Genomic DNA, 13,739 nt, shown 5'->3' with positions numbered 1-13,739 from the left:
GCCGATTTCGCACAAGCGTTGAGCCGATATGAATCCCAATCAATTGACCGATCAACTCGGACTGTTTCTCGATGTGCTGGAGAGTGGCAGTTTTTCCGCCGCCTCGCGCCGTCATCCGCTGACACCGTCGGCCGTCGCTCGACGGATCGACAGTCTGGAAAGCGCGGTCGGCAGCCAGCTGTTTGTTCGCAGCACCCATGCCGTACGCGCGACGCCAGCCGGTCTGGCGTTCGCCGAACGCGCCCGGCGCATTGTCGCCGAGTTGCAACTGGCGCGGGCAGAAGCCGTATCCCTGAGCAGTGCACCGGAAGGCCTGATCCGCATCGACGCCCCCGCCGCGTTCGGACGCCGGCATCTGGCGCCGGTGATCGCCGACTTTCTCGTGCTCTACCCGGGGCTGGATGTGCAACTGCACCTGATCGACAGTTTCGTCGACATGGGCGGTTCGAATCTGGGCAAAGTCGATCTGGTGCTGCGCGCCGGACAAATGGCTGACACGCGATTGGTGGCCACGCCCTTGGCGAGCATGGTGCGTATTGCCTGTGCCAGTCCGGACTACCTCAAACGCCGTGGTGTGCCCGGCAGTCCGGCGCAACTGAGTGAGCATGATGGCCTCGACTGGGAAGGCCTGGCCCCGCCCTTCGCCTGGCGCTTCGAGCAGGACGGGCAGATGCAATTGCACCGCCCGGCGCGCATCCGCATGAGCGCCAACAATGCCGAGGCCTTGGTCTGCGGCGCCTTGGCTGGCTTGGGCATCGCACATCTGCCGACATGGCTGGCCAGCGAATACCTGCTGCGCGGCGAATTGCTGCCGCTGTTCTGCGAAAACGGCCTGCCGAAACCGGAGTCCACCGGGATCTACGCGCTGCGTATGGAGCAACAAACCAACTCGCGCAGCCGCCTGCTTCTGGAATATCTAAAAACCCGTTTCAGTCCGGTGCCGCCCTGGGATCTGGCGTTGCAACGGGACTTGGAACGACATTAGATCCAGAGAATTATCTGGCGCATTAAAGATTCGAGCGCTAGATTCATGGCCATCACCGATCAAGGCTTTGACATGACTTCCGAACGCGACACCTGCGACGACCTGCTCCTCGACAATCAGGCGTGCTTTGCCCTGCACTCCACTTCGCTGATGATGACCAAGGTCTACAAGCCATTGCTACAAGCCTTGAACCTGACTTATCCGCAATATCTGGCGATGATGGTGTTGTGGGAGAAGGATGGTTTGACCGTCGGAGAAATCAGCTCGCGGTTGCTGACCGATCCCGGCTCGCTGACGCCGCTGCTCAAACGGCTGGAGGCTGAAGGCTTACTGAGTCGCACGCGCAGCCGTGAGGATGAGCGCGTGGTGATTGTCGAGCTGACCGAACAAGGCCGCGCGTTGAAAGAAAAAGCCCAGACCGTTCCGCAATGCATTCTCGGCGCCAGCGGCTTCTCTCTGGAACGCCTGCAAAACCTGCAAGCAGAGTTGCAGGCACTGCGCAGCCATCTACAGAACAGCCTGATCTAAGACCCACCAACCCCTGTAGGAGTGAGCCTGCTCGCGATAACGGTGTGCCAGTCAACTCAGAAGTCTACTGAACCACCGCTATCGCGAGCAGGCTCACTCCTACATATGATCTCGTCGTCTGAAGAATATTTTTCAACGCCTGATCTCCCCGCCATCCCCTCTAAATCGCACTTTTCAGGCTGACAGAGCGATTCGCCGTTTTGTCGAAACGCAGATCTCTCAAAAATTTATCTTGCGCACTAAATATTCGCACGATACATTCATCTCGCACTTACTTAGCGCGCAAACAATTAGCGCAACAAATCACACCGACGAGGCTCACACCATGCAAACTCTCTACACCGCAATCGCAACCTCCACTGGCGGCCGTGATGGTCGTGCGATCTCCAGCGACAACGTTCTCGACGTCAAACTCGCCACCCCGAAAGAACTCGGCGGTGCCGGCGGCGCGGCGACCAACCCAGAGCAACTGTTCGCGGCTGGCTACTCGGCCTGCTTCATCGGCGCTCTGAAATTCGTCGCCAGCCAGACCAAACGCAAAATCCCTGACGACGCCTCGATCACCGCTCATGTCGGTATCGGTCAGATCCCTGGCGGTTTCGGTCTGGACATCGACTTGCACATCAGTCTGCCGGGGCTGGAACAGGCCGACGCGCAATCGCTGGTCGATGCGGCCCACCAAGTCTGCCCGTATTCCAACGCCACCCGTGGCAACGTTGATGTGCGCCTGCACGTCACCGTCTGAAGCCATACGCAAATTCCAATGTAGGAGTGAGCCTGCTCGCGATAGCGGTTGAGTCAGTCAATGTAGATGTCGACTGGAATGACGCTATCGCGAGCAGGCTCACTCCTACAGGGGATCCTGCGGCGTGACACATATCGCAGGCACAAAAAAGCCCGACTCAATGGTCGGGCTTTTTCTTTCCGCAAAAACCGCTGCTTATTTGGCACGGCCTTTGTAGGAACCGCCTTCGCGGGTGTCGATTTCGATCTTGTCACCGATTTCGATGAAGTCGGCAACTTGCAGCTCGGTACCGTTAGCCAGCTTGGCTGGCTTCATGACTTTGCCGGAAGTGTCGCCGCGAGCCGAACCTTCGGTGTAGTCAACTACGCGCACGATGGTGGTCGGCAGCTCTACGGAAACCAGACGCTCTTCGAAGAAGATCGCTTCGCAAACATCGGTCATGCCTTCTTCAACGAAAGGCAGAACAGCTTCGATGTCTTCTGCGTTCAGCTCGTACATGGTGTAGTCAGTGGTGTCCATGAACGTGTAGGTGTCGCCGCTGATGAAGGACAGGGTCGCTTCTTTGCGGTCGAGGATTACGTCGTCCAGTTTGTCGTCAGCGCTGTAAACGATCTCGGTCTTGTAACCGGTCAGCAGGTTTTTCAGCTTGGTCTTCATGATCGCGCTGTTACGGCCCGACTTGGTGAATTCAGCTTTCTGAACCAGCCAAGGATCGTTCTCGAGACGGATCACGGTACCGGGTTTCAGTTCTTTACCAGTTTTCATTGCGAATATCCGAATTTGGATGGGATTTACAAAAATCTAGGCCGCGTATCATATCCAATTTAGGTAAAACTGTACCAGCGCTGCGGCAAGATCGGCCTGCAAGCCTTGTTCCAGACACCACGCTTCGGCGTTTTTCTGCAGTTCTGGCCAATGATTACGGGCGGCGAGCCAGTGTTCGCCGATGGGCTGACCGGCGCTCCACGCGCGCCAGAGGCCGTTCATCGCCTCGGCAGCGGCCGGTGACAGGCCTTTTGTGTAGAGCGCGAGGAAGGCGTCGAGCTTGTCCAGATGGATGTCTTCGTCCTGCTGATAGATGTGCCAGAGCATCGGCCGCCCCGCCCATTGCGCACGAACGAATGAATCTTCACCGCGCACCGCGTTGAAATCGCAGCACCAGAGCAAGTGATCATATTGATCCTGTCGGACGAACGGCAGCACCTGCACGGTGAGCGACTGACGCACATGAATCGCACCAACCGCCAGGGCTTCCACCTCGAGCCAGCGCGCCACATCGCCAAGAATCCGCCCTTCCGGCACCAGCAGATGGGTCGGCGCGGTGTCCGCGGCCAACACGTCCAGCCAACTGGCCAGCCCGGCATTCTCGTAGGCAAACAGCGAAATCAGCTGCGCCTCGGGCGCGCGATCGATGCCCAGGCCTTGCAGGAATTGTCGCTGCGCATCGGGATCCTGTTGAAACTGCCGACGCTGCTCAAGCAATCCACGCTCACGCAGCAAACCGCCAGTACCGGGCTGGAAGCCGGGGAAAAAAAAGATTTTTTGCACCGATTTGTATTTCACCGACGGCAGACCGTGGCACCCGACAACCCAGTCCTCGGCGCTGAGGTAGTCGAGGTTCATCCACAGCGGCGGCTGTTCACGCCCGGCCATCGCGTCCATGTAATCACTGGGTAACTGACAGGCAAACGCGGCGATCACCACATCCGCCGCATCTGTGTGCAGCCACTCAGCCGGCCAGTGCCGCACTTCGACACCTTGCTGCCATTGCTGCGCGGCGTTGATATCGATCGCCGGGCAAATGCGTTCGAATGCGCGCAGATCATCGACCCACAAGCGCACCGCCAGACCGTGCTCGGCCGCCAATTGTCGGGCCAGACGCCAGGTCACGCCGATATCGCCAAAGTTGTCGACCACGGTGCAGAAAATATCCCAGCGGGGTTTCAATTGCGGCATCCAAGACTCCCGTTGGCAAAAGCAGCGATTGTCCGCATAAATGACCTCGCGCAGAAGAGCCGACGGCGATTAATCTTCGTGCGACAATCGCCACTTGCCCGCAATCACCCGCCAGGAGGCAGCCATGCCCTACCGTCCCAATCCGCGCCGTCCTTTGCCTGTTCAGCTTAGTGCGCTGCATTTGACCGGCAGCATTGCCTTGGGCCTGTGGCTGGGCTTTGTCGCCATTGCGCTGACCTGCTGGCTGCTGTCGCAGTTTGTCTTCAAAGAACAACTGGCACCGGTTGCTCAGGCGGTGCAACAACTGGCTAATCCGCCGGCCGTGCAGGTGCAGCCGGATATTCCGCCGCCAAGCCCAATGTTCGAACAGTACGAAGAAAACCTGCGCAAGAACGAACAGCAGGCGCGTCTGGATCAGGCACGCGGCAGCACGCGTAATCTGTCCAATCCAAAATGCCAGTTCTGGTTGCAACAGGATCAGACGGCTCCAAGCGAAAAATCCCGCGCCAACGTTTTGCAATTCTGCGATTGATCATGAACAAACACACGGTTCACCAGCTGATTCTCGACAAACTGCGCGTCGATCTCGACATCGCCGAACGTGCCGCGCAAACCGCTTACGAAACCGCGACTCACGAAGAAAACATCGCCGAAAACAAGTACGACACGCTGGGTCTGGAGGCGTCGTACCTGGCAGCCGGGCAAGCGAAACGGGTCGAGGAAATTCGTCAGTCACTGGCGCTGTGTCAGAACCTGACGCTGCGTGCCTATGACGAAAATCGCGGCATTGAAGTCGGCGCCCTGCTCGGCCTGGAAGACGAAAAGGGTCGCGAGCAATGGCTGTTTCTGGCGCCGGATGCGGCAGGACTGAAAGTCGATGTGGTCGGTCAGCCGATAACCGTCATCACCCCGCGCTCGCCGCTGGGCAAAGGTCTGCTGGGCAAGTGCGAAGGCGATGAGGTGGAGATTCTGGTGGCGGGCACCCGGCAACAGTTTGCTGTCACCGAGGTGCTTTGATTCAACGAATCAGTGAACCGGCAGTTCGACGCCGTCGAACAGTTCTTCCAGTTCCTGCTTGTTGTGGCACTGAATGGCTTTGGCCATGACTTCGCGGGTCAGGTGCGGGGCGAACTTCTCGATGAAGTCGCACATGAAACCACGCAGGAAAGTGCCGCGACGGAAACCGATTTTGGTAATGCTCGATTCGAACAGCTCGCTGGCATCCAGCACCACCAGGTCGTTGTCGAGTTTGGTGTCGACCGCCATTTTAGCGACGATGCCCACACCCAGGCCCAGACGTACGTAGGTTTTGATCACGTCGGCGTCGGCCGCGGTAAACACCACTTTCGGTGTCAGACCACGATGACTGAAAGCTTCGTCGAGTTTCGAACGACCGGTAAAACCAAATACATAAGTCACGATCGGGTATTCGGCCAGTGCTTCCAGGGTCAGCTTCGGCAGTTTGGTCAGCGGGTGGCCCTGCGGCACGACCACGCAACGGTTCCAGCGGTAGCACGGCATCATCACCAGATCGCCAAACAGCTCCAGCGCTTCGGTGGCAATGGCAAAATCGACGGTGCCGTCAGCGGCCATTTCGGCGATCTGCATCGGCGAACCCTGGTGCATGTGCAGCGCTACGTCAGGGTATTGCTTGATGAAATTGCTGATCACCGGCGGCAGTGCATAACGTGCCTGGGTGTGGGTGGTGGCGATCGACAGGGTGCCTTTTTTCTCGTTGGAGAATTCCTGGGCGATCTGTTTGATGCTTTCGACCTTGCGCAGAATCTCACCGGCAGTGGTGATGATGCGCTCGCCGGCCGGGGTCACGCGGGTCAGGTGCTTGCCGCTGCGGGCGAACACTTCGACGCCGAGTTCGTCTTCCAGCAGGCGGATTTGTTTACTGATGCCCGGTTGCGAGGTGTAAAGGCTTTGGGCTGTAGCGGAAACGTTGAGGTCGTGGTGCGCCACTTCCCAGATGTAGCGCAATTGTTGAAGCTTCATATGTATCCCTCAAAGCAGGTAGACGCCACGGGCATCAGCGACGGTATATAACTATATTAATGGTTTGGAGAATAAATCTAGAACTTTTTTATCAAAGCGCCATTATTCCTGCCTTAGCGATCCTCCCGCCGCCGACGCTCCACTAACGGCACCAGATAAACCGGCACCTTGGCCAATTGCAGGACCCGCGCCGCCGTGCGCCCCAACGGCGTTTCCGCGCCGACCCCGTGGCTGTGACTGCCGACGATCAGCAGATCGACAGAGAGTTTCTGCACCTGGTCGAGAATCACCTGCGACGGATCGCCCTGCAGCACGCGCACGGCGCGAATGCGCTGCAGATCCTGCTCGCCTTCATCCCCCAGTTCTTCGCGAAAACTGTCCAGCACCCGCTGCTCGATATTGGCAATGACAGTTTTCAGACCCTGGCTATGAAATTCGTTCAATGCCTGCTCGTCGAGATAGCTCTGCAACACCGATTCGGCAAACAGCCCCATCGGCTCCACCGCGTGCACCACGTACAGATCGGCATTGAACGTTCGCGCCAACGCCAGGGCATGCTGCATCACTAACGGTGCGTACAGACCGAGGTCAGTGGCATACAGCATCGAACGAATCATATGACCTCCTCGCGTGCCAACATGGCGGAGATTTGATTCAGCTTAGCAGTGCCTTGGCGACTACGACGGGCGACGCAACGTCTTGAACCAAAGGGCTTTAGACCGACGGTTCGTTGCTGATGCCGTGCGGCACGTGGCCGGTGGCAACGACTTCGCGGGCGAGTTCGCAGTGGCCGGCCTGATCGTCGAAAAACACGTCGGCGGCAAACGCTTCGAGGAATGCCGATTTGGTCAGGCCGCCGAGGAACAGTGACTCGTCGAGGCGAATGTCCCACTCACGCAAGGTGCGGATCACCCGCTCATGCGCTGGCGCCGAACGCGCGGTGACCAGCGCCGTACGGATCGGGCAATCATCGTCGGGGAATTCCCGCTGGAGCAAATTGAGCGCCGCCAGAAAGCCTTTGAACGGCCCACCGCGCAAAGGCTCACGAGCTGCTTCGCGCTCTTTGGCCTGAAATGCTTCCAGCCCGCCGGACTGATAAACGCGCTCCGACTCGTCGGAAAAAATCACTGCGTCACCGTCGAAGGCGATGCGCAATTCGTCACTGGCCGCGCGACTGGCGCCACCGGACAGAATCGTTGCGGCGGCGAATCCGGCGTCCAGCGCCGCGCGCACGTCTTCGGCATGGGTCGAAAGAAACAGGTCGCAACCAAACGCTTTCAAATAAGGATACGGACTGCGCCCGCCGACAAACGCCGCGCGGGAAATCGCCAGACCGTAATGGTGAATCGAGTTGAACACGCGCAGGCCGGTGTCGGCGCTGTTGCGCGAGACCAGAATCACCTCGACCCGCGCACGGCCGAGGCGACTGTTCAGGCTGAGGAGTTTTTCCACCAGCGGGAAGGCGTCGCCGGGCGCCAGGATCTCGTCTTCGTGTTCGATCTGATATTGCCGATAGGCTTCGACGCCGCCCGACAGATAGACCTTGTGGCTCTCGCTCAGGTCGAACAAGGCGCGCGACGAAATCGCCAGCACCAGTTTGTCATCGATGTTCTTGGCCATGCCTTCCCCCCAGAGCGACCGGCTTAAACGTTGCGCCGGTCGATAAAACTCAAATTGCGATACAACGCTTCGATTCGCGGCAACTCACAACCCGCGGCTTTCGCTGCCGCCAGCGGCCGAGCGTAGATCGCTTGCAGCTCCAGCGGGCGTTTGTGTAAAAAGTCGTGGTACATGCTCGGCCAGTAGTCGGGCATTTTCTCGGTCATCATGAACAGATAGTCGGCGTATCCCGGCGGCACGTCATGGCCGCACGCCTTGGCGCCCTGCACCACTTCGGCCATCAACGCCTGGATCAACGCGCGGCTGTCGGCATCGGCCATCAACGGTGTGGTGCTGGCGCCGAGCAGAACCGAAAGCCCGTTGTAGGGAATATTCCACACCAGTTTCTGCCAGCGCGCCTGCCGCAGATTGGGCATTGCCTGGGAATCGATCCCGGCAGCGCGGAACGACCCGGAACCCTCCTCGACAATCGCCATACGTGCGGCGTCATCGCTGGAAGGACCGCTGTGATAACCGACGTTCACCGCGCCCAAGGCTTGGTGGGTGACTTGTCCAGGCCCCTCGCGATGCACACAGATCAGGCACAAACCGCCCAGCAGGTGCAGGGAATCGGGGAGCAGATCACGCAAGCTGTCTTCGACGTCGAGACCGTTTTGCAGGACCAGCACTTTCGCATCGGGTTTGGCCGCTTGAATGATCGACGGGGCCAGGCCGGCGTTGCTGGTGGTTTTTGCCCCCACCAACAGCCAGTCGCATTTGGGCATGTCTTCGGCCGACGAATAGGCCTGCGCCGGATGCAACGTCAGCGGGCCATGCACCGCGCTGTTGATGTGCAAACCGCGCTCGGCCACCGCTGAAAACTCGCTGCGCAACAGAAAGTGCACATCGAAACCGGCACGCGCCAGCATCACACCGTAAAACCCCCCAATTGCGCCGGTACCGATAATCCCTACGACCGGTTTATTCACTGCCCCCATCATGGCAACTCCTCTGCAATTCGATCCAGTGCCTGCGCCAGCGCTGCGTTCAGCGCATCGGCCGTCAGGCGCGTGTGCAATGCCCCAAAGAACTCACCGTCGCGCACCACAAACAGCGCCGGCAAATGAAAGACCTGATAGCGCTCGACCAACCCGCCGTTGTCACCGGCATCGATCCAGCACAGGCGATCGATGGCCAACGCCATAGCCGGCAACACTTCGCGGGCATAACGGCAACTGGCGCAGCCGACACTGGTGAAAATCACCAGCGAAACGCCGCTCATCGCCAATAGCCGTTGATCGGCGTCGAAATCGGTCAGTTCGGAATCGACCACTATACTGGGGGAAACAATGTCAAATGACCGACACAGGGAGTCTGTGCTCATGGGACGTTTCATTCCTCATCCGGACGAGGTGCCGGTTGAATTAACCTTGCTCAAGCCTGAGTGTATTTCCAGGCAACAGCTGCACACTATCAGCCTCGGCGGCATTGCTTGCAATTACCACCGTGCCTGGCGCCATGGCACAGCCCTGCAGGTGCGCATGCCGTCATTGAATGCCGACATTTGTTACCCGGGCTACGTGGCGTGGTGTCTGCGGCGCAAAAAAGGCTATCTGGTGGGCATCGCCTTCACCGATGAGCAGACGCTGTTCAGTGCGCGAATGGGTGAGCAAGTGTGTCAGATCGAGCGCTACTGCCGCATGCACGATACCCACGATGACCTGCAAGAAATTCAGGCGGTGGCCCTGCAATGGGTCGAGCAACACGCCGACGAGTTCTCCCACGACAGCGTGCGCAAGGCTTTCGCCCAGCCAGTGCTGGACTGACCGTCTTCTCTAAACCGTTACATGCCCATTGTCGAGCAGGCGCTTTACGCGCTAAGGTTCCGCTCCCCGACGCGCTTAAATCTGCTGTGCTCCGCCGCGCGGGGATCGCTGGCGGCCGGCACCCGTGACCTGACGAGTAAACGATGGCTGATTTACCGATCAACGACCTAAACGTCGCCTCTAACGAGACCCTGATCACTCCCGATCAGCTCAAGCGTGATATCCCTCTGAGCGATGCTGCCCTGCGCACCGTCACCAAGGGCCGCGAAGTCATTCGCAACATTCTTGATGGCACCGACCACCGTCTGTTCGTAGTGATCGGCCCATGCTCGATCCACGATATCAAGGCTGCCCACGAGTACGCCGATCGCCTGAAGGTGCTGGCGGCGGAAGTCTCCGACACCCTGTATCTGGTCATGCGCGTGTATTTCGAGAAGCCACGCACCACCGTTGGCTGGAAAGGCCTGATCAACGATCCGTACCTGGACGACTCGTTCAAGATCCAGGACGGTCTGCACATCGGTCGTCAGTTGCTGCTGGATCTGGCCGAAAAAGGCCTGCCAACCGCCACCGAAGCCCTCGACCCGATCTCCCCGCAGTATCTGCAGGACCTGATCAGTTGGTCGGCGATCGGCGCACGTACCACCGAATCGCAGACTCACCGGGAAATGGCTTCCGGCCTGTCCTCGGCCGTCGGCTTCAAGAACGGCACTGACGGCGGTCTGACTGTGGCGATCAACGCCTTGCAGTCGGTGTCCAGCCCACACCGTTTCCTCGGTATCAACCAGGAAGGTGGCGTGTCGATCGTCACCACCAAAGGCAACGCCTACGGTCACGTGGTGCTGCGCGGTGGCAACGGCAAGCCGAACTACGATTCGGTCAGCGTGGCCCTGTGCGAACAGGCGCTGGACAAGGCGAAGATCAAGCCGAACATCATGGTCGATTGCAGCCACGCCAACTCCAACAAGGACCCGGCCCTGCAACCGCTGGTGATGGAGAACGTCGCCAACCAGATCCTCGAAGGCAACCAGTCGATCATCGGCCTGATGGTCGAAAGTCACCTGAACTGGGGCTGCCAGGCGATTCCGAAAGACCTCGCCGACCTGCAATACGGCGTGTCGATCACCGATGCCTGCATCGACTGGTCCGCCACCGAGAACACCCTGCGCAGCATGCACGCCAAGCTCAAGGATGTTCTGCCGAAACGCCAGCGCAGTTGATCAGCGTTTTACAGGCATAAAAAAACGCCGGGCAATGCCCGGCGTTTTTGTGTGTGCGATTCAGATCTTGGCGGCGCGACGCTGATGGCGCTCCATGTAGCGCTCGACGTAGGAGCACGACGGGATCACCGTGTAGCCCATTTCTTCGGCGTACTGCAGCGCGCTCTCGGTCAGCGCTGCAGCAATGCCACGGCCACGCAGGGCGTTGGGCACAAACGTGCGATAAATATCCAGGGTCTGTTTTCCCAGATCCATATAGGTCAGGTAGGCACGATGACCGTCCACATTGGTCTCGAACTGATGACCAGCCTGGTCATGGTGGATGGACAACGCCTCGCTCATCACTACTCCTCGCGGGTCTTGAGTTCTGACCCCTACCTTACCGATGTTTTTCCGGCGAAGGAACATCTACGCCACCCCGTGCCTGATGGACACCGAGAAGAGCCACACCGATCTCGCGCAACCTGGCACCTGATAAATAGTAGGCACCATTGGCAAAAATGCTCAAGGTACGCTCGTCATCAAGCGGGTTGACGGGGGTTGCTCCGAGGGACGCAGAGGTGACTGGGGAGAAGATCTTCCCGGGCCACTCACCTGAACATTGCCGGATGTTGAGACTTAAGACGTGCAGCCTTTTTTAAAGTCACCTCAACATGCACAAAGATAAGCGAAGCAGCGCGCAAAATCGGAACAAAAGTGTGGACGAATTCATCTAGACAGACTTTAGCCAAGACTGCAAAAACAGCACGTGGCAACGGGAACTTTTTCTCATTAACTCGCTCAGCTCGGGGCTTGCAGCTGGGTATTTTTTAAACAGTGCAGTTAAAAGTTGCTCGAAAAAGAATCAACGCCTACAATTTTTTTTGCTTCTTGCCTTACGTCAGTTTACTTACTACAAGTAATGGGTAGTATGTACGCCGGCTATTTCCTCAATCGTGAGGAGACAGTCACTTAATTTGAAAGTCCTTGAAGGGGAACACGATGAACAACGTTCTGAAATTCTCTGCTCTGGCTCTGGCCGCAGTTCTGGCTACCGGTTGCAGCAGCGCATCGAAAGAAACCGAAGCACGTCTGACCGCTACTGAAGACGCAGCTGCTCGCTCCCAGGCTCGTGCAGACGAAGCTTACCGTAAAGCTGATGAAGCTCTGGCTGCTGCTCAAAAAGCACAACAGACTGCTGACGAAGCTAACGAGCGTGCTCTGCGCATGCTGGACAAAGCTAGCCGCAAGTAATAATCCCTCGGGATTGTTATCAAGCCGATCCGATGTCTGGGTCGGCTTTTTTGTGCCTGAAACTTTTGTCCGGGCAATAAAAAACCCGCCGACGCTTTACGCATTGGCGGGTTCTGAACGCCGACTTACTGCTGCAAATCGATCGGTGTGTTCGAGACCATCGGCGCCGAGGTACTCGGTGTACCGATTTCCGTCGGCAGGCCATCTTCGGCCGCAACTACATCCCGTACCACATCCCAGTTCACGCGCAGGTTGCTGGTGACGTCTTCACGCTTGAGCATCGCGTTGATCACTGCGGTGTGCTTGTCGACCACCGACGGGTTGCCCTTGTCGTCGATCGGCGTGTGCGCTTCCAGATAAACCTTGCCGCCACTGCTGCCGAACTTGTAGGCATCGTTGAGGATGCGCACCGACGTACCGACCGGGACCATGCCGGCCATTTCCAGCACGTTGTTGTTGAACATGCGGAAGCAGCCGTGGCTGGTGCGCATGCCGATACCGAATTTCTTGTTCGAGCCGTGGATCAGGTAGCCCGGGGTGCCTAAAGTGAACTTGAACGGGCCCAGCGGATTGTCCGGGCCGGCCGGCACTACGTTTGGCAGCGGGTCGCCATCAGCGGCGTGTTCCGCCTTGATCGACGCTGGAGGCGTCCAGGTCGGGTTTGGCGTCTTGGCGGTGATCGAAGTGTGCGCGATCGGCGAACCCCAACCTTCACGACCGATACCCAGCGGGAACGTGTACACCACGTTCTTGCCTTTCGGGAAGTAGTAGAGGCGGTATTCGGCGAGGTTGATCACGATGCCTTCGCGCGGGCCCGGCGGCAGAATGAAACGGGTCGGCAAAACGATTTCGGTGCCGGCGCCCGGCAACCAGGCATCGACGCCCGGGTTGGCCGCGACCATCTCCGAGTAACCCAGATCGTACTTGGTGCCCAGATCGGCGAAGGTGTCTTCGTACTTGGCTTTGATCACCTGCACCTGACCGATGATGTCTTCACCAGGTGGTGGCAGGGGAAACTCCAATGCAGCAACGGGACCGGCCACACACAGGGCGGCAAGTGACAGGCAGCGGGTGACGGCAGGAAAGCGCGGCAACATCCGGAAAATCCTTCGCATGATCAACAAGGGTATAAGAGCGCGATTGTACACCGCGCTTTGAATATTCGGGGAGATCACCCCATTGCAGGCGACAAGGTGTTCCAGGTGGGAGCGAGCTTGCTCGCGAAAGCGGTGGGTCAGTCGCCAAAAATGTTAACTGACATGGCTTCTTCGCGAGCAAGCTCGGCTCCCACAGAATCAGAGCTCGAAACGCAACTCCGGCCAGATCGGCGAGGTGCCGCGCTTTTGCGACTCCAGAATCGCCCGGCACAGCGAACACAGACGCTGATCCTGAAACACCCGGCGATCCACACTCGACCAGCGCGGCTGCGCTGGCAACAGGCTGCCGCACAGAGTGCGATCGGCCGAGCCACCGAGTTCGAGTTGCCGCGTCACCAGATGCACCCGCACTTCCTGGCAGGCGAACAGATCCAGCTGCTCGTCAGGCTCGATCAGTTGGTAGGCAAACAGGGACCAGGCAGAACGCGACATCGGGGGCTCCAAATAAGGGGGCGCCACATTAGCCGAAAGCCTGCCCTTAGAAAAGCC

At 58.6% G+C, this 13,739-nt stretch carries 18 protein-coding genes; 8 read left to right on the top strand and 10 right to left on the bottom strand.

Translation table 11 applies throughout. From position 1 onward, the window contains the following. The first annotated feature begins 28 nt into the window (after positions 1-28). The 3 genes from KBP52_RS27245 (at position 29) to KBP52_RS27235 (ending at position 2,258) form a co-directional block, all read left to right on the top strand. A complete protein-coding gene (locus KBP52_RS27245; protein ID WP_077573933.1) occupies positions 29-985 on the top strand; it encodes a LysR family transcriptional regulator in 957 nt (318 codons plus the stop codon). A 72-nt stretch (positions 986-1,057) separates the two neighbouring features. Continuing rightward, complete coding sequence (locus KBP52_RS27240) at positions 1,058-1,513, top strand: MarR family transcriptional regulator (protein ID WP_177412577.1); 456 nt, start codon at positions 1,058-1,060, stop codon at positions 1,511-1,513. Between the two features lie 325 nt (positions 1,514-1,838). Then, positions 1,839-2,258 carry an organic hydroperoxide resistance protein gene (locus tag KBP52_RS27235; RefSeq protein ID WP_007940002.1) on the top strand — a complete coding sequence of 140 codons (420 nt, stop codon included), beginning with the start codon at positions 1,839-1,841 and terminating at the stop codon, positions 2,256-2,258. Positions 2,259-2,453: 195 nt separating this feature from the next. Here KBP52_RS27235 and KBP52_RS27230 read toward each other — a convergent pair whose 3' ends face one another. Then, positions 2,454-3,023 (bottom strand): elongation factor P, encoded by a 570-nt coding sequence (locus tag KBP52_RS27230; protein WP_007908599.1) that lies wholly within the window; start codon positions 3,021-3,023, stop codon positions 2,454-2,456. A 48-nt stretch (positions 3,024-3,071) separates the two neighbouring features. Further along, positions 3,072-4,214 (bottom strand): elongation factor P maturation arginine rhamnosyltransferase EarP, encoded by a 1,143-nt coding sequence (gene earP / locus KBP52_RS27225; protein ID WP_212621362.1) that lies wholly within the window; start codon positions 4,212-4,214, stop codon positions 3,072-3,074. 124 nt (positions 4,215-4,338) lie between these two features. Between earP and KBP52_RS27220 the strand changes: the two genes are divergently transcribed. Then, on the top strand, positions 4,339-4,746 hold the full coding sequence (locus tag KBP52_RS27220) for a hypothetical protein (RefSeq protein WP_212621361.1): 408 nt from the start codon (positions 4,339-4,341) through the stop codon (positions 4,744-4,746). Positions 4,747-4,748: 2 nt separating this feature from the next. Beyond that, positions 4,749-5,231, top strand: coding sequence for a GreA/GreB family elongation factor (locus KBP52_RS27215; RefSeq protein WP_137217767.1), 483 nt, complete (start codon positions 4,749-4,751; stop codon positions 5,229-5,231). A 9-nt stretch (positions 5,232-5,240) separates the two neighbouring features. Here KBP52_RS27215 and cysB read toward each other — a convergent pair whose 3' ends face one another. From cysB to KBP52_RS27190, 5 genes are all read right to left on the bottom strand, one after another. Continuing rightward, on the bottom strand, positions 5,241-6,215 hold the full coding sequence (gene cysB / locus KBP52_RS27210) for an HTH-type transcriptional regulator CysB (protein ID WP_007908591.1): 975 nt from the start codon (positions 6,213-6,215) through the stop codon (positions 5,241-5,243). A gap of 113 nt (positions 6,216-6,328) precedes the next feature. Further along, a complete protein-coding gene (locus KBP52_RS27205) occupies positions 6,329-6,832 on the bottom strand; it encodes a universal stress protein (RefSeq protein ID WP_016985500.1) in 504 nt (167 codons plus the stop codon). A 97-nt stretch (positions 6,833-6,929) separates the two neighbouring features. Continuing rightward, the gene (locus KBP52_RS27200; protein WP_077573939.1) at positions 6,930-7,835 is read right to left on the bottom strand and encodes a 5'-nucleotidase; all 906 of its coding nucleotides are present in this window, start codon (positions 7,833-7,835) and stop codon (positions 6,930-6,932) included. 23 nt (positions 7,836-7,858) lie between these two features. Next, on the bottom strand, positions 7,859-8,815 hold the full coding sequence (locus tag KBP52_RS27195) for a putative 2-dehydropantoate 2-reductase (RefSeq protein ID WP_212621360.1): 957 nt from the start codon (positions 8,813-8,815) through the stop codon (positions 7,859-7,861). Next, positions 8,812-9,198, bottom strand: a complete 387-nt coding sequence (locus tag KBP52_RS27190) for a thioredoxin family protein (RefSeq protein ID WP_077573941.1) — start codon at positions 9,196-9,198, stop codon at positions 8,812-8,814. Before KBP52_RS27190 ends, KBP52_RS27195 begins: the two co-directional genes overlap by 4 nt. Between KBP52_RS27190 and KBP52_RS27185 the strand changes: the two genes are divergently transcribed. Both KBP52_RS27185 and KBP52_RS27180 read left to right on the top strand, forming a co-directional pair. Beyond that, complete coding sequence (locus KBP52_RS27185) at positions 9,197-9,640, top strand: PilZ domain-containing protein (RefSeq protein ID WP_034155250.1); 444 nt, start codon at positions 9,197-9,199, stop codon at positions 9,638-9,640. The genes KBP52_RS27190 and KBP52_RS27185 overlap by 2 nt on opposite strands. Before the next feature lie 143 nt (positions 9,641-9,783). Further along, a complete protein-coding gene (locus KBP52_RS27180) occupies positions 9,784-10,860 on the top strand; it encodes a 3-deoxy-7-phosphoheptulonate synthase (RefSeq protein WP_016985505.1) in 1,077 nt (358 codons plus the stop codon). Between the two features lie 60 nt (positions 10,861-10,920). On the opposite strand, the gene KBP52_RS27175 is transcribed toward KBP52_RS27180, so the two are convergent. Then, on the bottom strand, positions 10,921-11,202 hold the full coding sequence (locus KBP52_RS27175) for a GNAT family N-acetyltransferase (protein WP_003226804.1): 282 nt from the start codon (positions 11,200-11,202) through the stop codon (positions 10,921-10,923). Between the two features lie 639 nt (positions 11,203-11,841). Between KBP52_RS27175 and oprI the strand changes: the two genes are divergently transcribed. Next, on the top strand, positions 11,842-12,093 hold the full coding sequence (gene oprI / locus KBP52_RS27170) for an outer membrane lipoprotei OprI (protein WP_003199355.1): 252 nt from the start codon (positions 11,842-11,844) through the stop codon (positions 12,091-12,093). 125 nt (positions 12,094-12,218) lie between these two features. Here the strand turns inward: oprI and KBP52_RS27165 are convergent, their stop codons facing one another. Beyond that, positions 12,219-13,190: a L,D-transpeptidase family protein gene (locus KBP52_RS27165; protein ID WP_212621359.1), complete on the bottom strand. Its 972-nt coding sequence runs from the start codon at positions 13,188-13,190 to the stop codon at positions 12,219-12,221. Between the two features lie 198 nt (positions 13,191-13,388). Continuing rightward, a complete protein-coding gene (locus tag KBP52_RS27160) occupies positions 13,389-13,682 on the bottom strand; it encodes a hypothetical protein (protein WP_007908575.1) in 294 nt (97 codons plus the stop codon). Between the last annotated feature and the right edge of the window lie 57 nt (positions 13,683-13,739).

This window comes from Pseudomonas sp. SCA2728.1_7 (assembly GCF_018138145.1).
Classification (GTDB): domain Bacteria; phylum Pseudomonadota; class Gammaproteobacteria; order Pseudomonadales; family Pseudomonadaceae; genus Aquipseudomonas; species Aquipseudomonas koreensis_A.
This window is presented reverse-complemented; position numbering and strand designations above follow the sequence as displayed.

Excerpts from the sequence above, each read along its gene's own strand:
- KBP52_RS27175 (WP_003226804.1), bottom strand. The coding sequence starts at position 11,202 with ATGAGCGAGGCGTTGTCCATCCACCATGACCAGGCTGGTCATCAGTTC.
- KBP52_RS27195 (WP_212621360.1), bottom strand. The coding sequence starts at position 8,815 with ATGATGGGGGCAGTGAATAAACCGGTCGTAGGGATTATCGGTACCGGC.
- KBP52_RS27245 (WP_077573933.1), top strand. The coding sequence starts at position 29 with ATGAATCCCAATCAATTGACCGATCAACTCGGACTGTTTCTCGATGTG.
- KBP52_RS27230 (WP_007908599.1), bottom strand. The coding sequence starts at position 3,023 with ATGAAAACTGGTAAAGAACTGAAACCCGGTACCGTGATCCGTCTCGAG.
- earP (WP_212621362.1), bottom strand. The coding sequence starts at position 4,214 with ATGCCGCAATTGAAACCCCGCTGGGATATTTTCTGCACCGTGGTCGAC.
- cysB (WP_007908591.1), bottom strand. The coding sequence starts at position 6,215 with ATGAAGCTTCAACAATTGCGCTACATCTGGGAAGTGGCGCACCACGAC.
- KBP52_RS27185 (WP_034155250.1), top strand. The coding sequence starts at position 9,197 with ATGGGACGTTTCATTCCTCATCCGGACGAGGTGCCGGTTGAATTAACC.
- KBP52_RS27220 (WP_212621361.1), top strand. The coding sequence starts at position 4,339 with ATGCCCTACCGTCCCAATCCGCGCCGTCCTTTGCCTGTTCAGCTTAGT.
- KBP52_RS27190 (WP_077573941.1), bottom strand. The coding sequence starts at position 9,198 with ATGAGCACAGACTCCCTGTGTCGGTCATTTGACATTGTTTCCCCCAGT.
- KBP52_RS27235 (WP_007940002.1), top strand. The coding sequence starts at position 1,839 with ATGCAAACTCTCTACACCGCAATCGCAACCTCCACTGGCGGCCGTGAT.
- KBP52_RS27205 (WP_016985500.1), bottom strand. The coding sequence starts at position 6,832 with ATGATTCGTTCGATGCTGTATGCCACTGACCTCGGTCTGTACGCACCG.
- KBP52_RS27165 (WP_212621359.1), bottom strand. The coding sequence starts at position 13,190 with ATGTTGCCGCGCTTTCCTGCCGTCACCCGCTGCCTGTCACTTGCCGCC.
- KBP52_RS27160 (WP_007908575.1), bottom strand. The coding sequence starts at position 13,682 with ATGTCGCGTTCTGCCTGGTCCCTGTTTGCCTACCAACTGATCGAGCCT.
- KBP52_RS27180 (WP_016985505.1), top strand. The coding sequence starts at position 9,784 with ATGGCTGATTTACCGATCAACGACCTAAACGTCGCCTCTAACGAGACC.
- KBP52_RS27240 (WP_177412577.1), top strand. The coding sequence starts at position 1,058 with ATGACTTCCGAACGCGACACCTGCGACGACCTGCTCCTCGACAATCAG.
- KBP52_RS27200 (WP_077573939.1), bottom strand. The coding sequence starts at position 7,835 with ATGGCCAAGAACATCGATGACAAACTGGTGCTGGCGATTTCGTCGCGC.
- oprI (WP_003199355.1), top strand. The coding sequence starts at position 11,842 with ATGAACAACGTTCTGAAATTCTCTGCTCTGGCTCTGGCCGCAGTTCTG.
- KBP52_RS27215 (WP_137217767.1), top strand. The coding sequence starts at position 4,749 with ATGAACAAACACACGGTTCACCAGCTGATTCTCGACAAACTGCGCGTC.